We start from the raw sequence: 2,695 nt of genomic DNA, 5'->3' as shown, positions 1-2,695 counted from the left end.
GAGCATTCCGTCAGTATGGGATGGCGAGGTCTCCATTCCCTCCGGGACGCTACGCGTTTTGCTCCGCAACATGTAAAGTGAAGCTTTGCGAAGCGCAAACGCTTGCCTCCAATCTCCCTTTGAGAAATAAATTTTTTCCCTACCGCGTCAATCCTCTCCCTTTTAGGGAGAGGTAATTATCCATTATCCATTATCCATTATCCATTAATGAAAAGCTTCCAAATACAGCATTATTTTTGAGAAATGATATTACACAAAGAATCAAATCATACACTATCAGCCAAGTCAGGAGTCAGTAAAATCAAAAGTCGGGATTGAAGCGATCGCACGGTTTCTAGTCCTACTGGCACATTTGTCAATATCTCTCCTACTGTGGGTCGAGATTTGCTATTTGCCCCATTATCACAAGCTTGGAGAAATTCATATTCTTGCCTTGACAAATTTACCAATTTATAGTCACCATCAAATATATTTTCACTCGGCCATCCCTGGATACAAGGACTTAATTCAGGTATTGCTGCGCTGAGAAAGTGATCGTCAGACCAATTAAATTTCTGTAGAGGTGGTCTTCCTAAGAAAAATTCGTAATGGCTAATTTGAGGGTCTAATAACTCAATCAAACGATAACGTTCCTGGTGATTCAAACCTATTGCTCTTTCTATCAATTCAGGAGATTTTCCTAGAAGTCTTTTTATATCCCAGTATTGCCAATTGGAAAATCCGAGAAATTCTAAACCTGATGCTTGTATTAGCTCAAACAGGGTATCAATATTGTAGTCAATCTCCTGGGGATGGACATACATATCGGCAAAACACTCATCTCGTTGATTTTCAAAAGACCATCTTTCCTTTTCATATTTGACAAGACGGTTATTCTCTGGTAAAGAGGCAAAAACTTGACGTCCGATTTTTACTCCATCTTTGTAGTTACCACGTTCATTACCTTGAAGGATAGCGATCGCCTGCTGCATCAAACTAATTTCCCAACGCCCCAACTCTGCATAAACAAAGATGTGCATAATTCCACCAGGGGCTAACTTCAAAGCTAGATTTTGTATACCTCGAATTGGGTCAGGTAAATGGTGCAGTACCCCTACACAATTAATAAAGTCAAATTCTCCCTCTAGTTGGCCAACATCATATATGCTGAGATGATGAAATTCTACTCGCGAAGCTCCCGAACGGCTACACCTTTCCTTTGCTACTTGTAGGGCGCCACTACTTAAATCTATTCCGACTACAGATGCTTGAGAGTTGAGGTGGACTAAATAATCTGTACTAGAACCGGTACCACACCCTGCATCTAAAATTCTAATATTTTGCTTTTCGGGTTTTTGACCAGTGCAAAAACTATAAGCTACTGGCCAACTCCAGCGCCAGTTGTATCCAGGAGGTGCTTCATCTACTAAAGGGTCTGGAGGAAATGGAAAAGTATCATAGAGTCCCTCAACGGCAGAACTAATATCAAGTTTATCTTTCATCTTGTTTTGGGTTTAATAGTTGCAAATAATATTTGCTCAAAATTATAGTGCTATATTTGTAATTCTTTAAATGTAAATGGATAAATTGGTAAGTTATTGTTAGTGTTGCTGTGTTAATTTTGAAAAAGGTTATTACAAAGATACAATAATTACGTCAATTTTTAATATCAAGTTATATAGCAATCCTATTTCAGTTGTAATATTTTGGTGGTAGTTAGGATTCAGGAGTCATGAGTCATAATTTTCAAGGTTTTCGGTTAATATTAACTATTCTAAAAATTTTCACAAATCATTTAGTATTGCTATAGGTATTATGATAAATTCTTTCTCGCCTTTAGTACAAGACAGGACAAAAACTAAAAGTGAAAGTATAGAAACTATTATGAACAAGTTGAAAAATGCAGATTTATTTATTCCTGATTATCAAATAGATTCTGAACAGTAGGATTCTCGTAAACAATCTCTATTTATAGAATCTTTACTTAATAATCTTACAATACTAGCTTTCTTTTTTTGTGAAGGTGAAGACTTGAGTTATGAGGTAGTCGATGCTCAACAAGGTCTTAGCACTATTTGGAAATTTTATAAAAATGATTTGACTATGAGTGCTAATGATAAGGTTTTTTATATAGCACCTTAATCAATCTTATATAGTGGTCATTTCAGTTATCAGTTATCAGTACCGACCGCTGAACCAGGAGGCTTGAAAATAAGGAATATTCTTTTTTTATCCCCTAAAGGAGGAGGCTTGAAACTAAATTTTTTCGGTCAACAGAGAATGCTTTAGATATTTACTGTGCACAACTTAAATACCAAGACTTAAATAAAAATGATACATTATTTGTTTCATCTTTAGATGAGATTAAAAATCCCTACTTTAAATAATTTACTAAATGGATGGAGATGATTTTAAGTAGAAAATCACTAGGAATTACTGTTAATAAATATAAACAGTTAGCTTTGTTTATTGCTGGATAAGTTTAGTTAGGTATATCATATCAAATCGATTTAATTTGGTATAAAAAAATGTTCTATCTTCAACCATTACCAAATATTTCTTCATCTCTGCGTCTCTCTACCTCCCCACACTCCCCACACTCCCCACCCTCTTTATCTAATTACACCAATGCTACTGGATTTGATATCACCAGAAGAATTATCTAATGAACAATGAAATTTAACTGGGAATTTTATCAGAAGTTCTAGAAAAGTTA

2 protein-coding genes are annotated in these 2,695 nt (G+C 35.4%); one reads left to right on the top strand and one right to left on the bottom strand.

Translation table 11 applies throughout. The annotated features are described in order from the left end of the window. Positions 1-266: 266 nt before the first annotated feature. On the bottom strand, positions 267-1,481 hold the full coding sequence (locus F6K22_RS38150; protein WP_293110073.1) for a methyltransferase: 1,215 nt from the start codon (positions 1,479-1,481) through the stop codon (positions 267-269). Positions 1,482-1,794: 313 nt separating this feature from the next. On the opposite strand from F6K22_RS38150, the gene F6K22_RS38145 reads away from it, so the two are divergent. Next, the gene (locus tag F6K22_RS38145; protein WP_293110071.1) at positions 1,795-1,926 is read left to right on the top strand and encodes a hypothetical protein; all 132 of its coding nucleotides are present in this window, start codon (positions 1,795-1,797) and stop codon (positions 1,924-1,926) included. Positions 1,927-2,695 lie beyond the last annotated feature (769 nt).

Source organism: Okeania sp. SIO2F4, from assembly GCF_010672385.1.
GTDB lineage: Bacteria > Cyanobacteriota > Cyanobacteriia > Cyanobacteriales > Microcoleaceae > Trichodesmium.
Note: the sequence above shows the minus strand (reverse complement) of the source record. Positions and strands in the feature narration are given on the sequence as shown.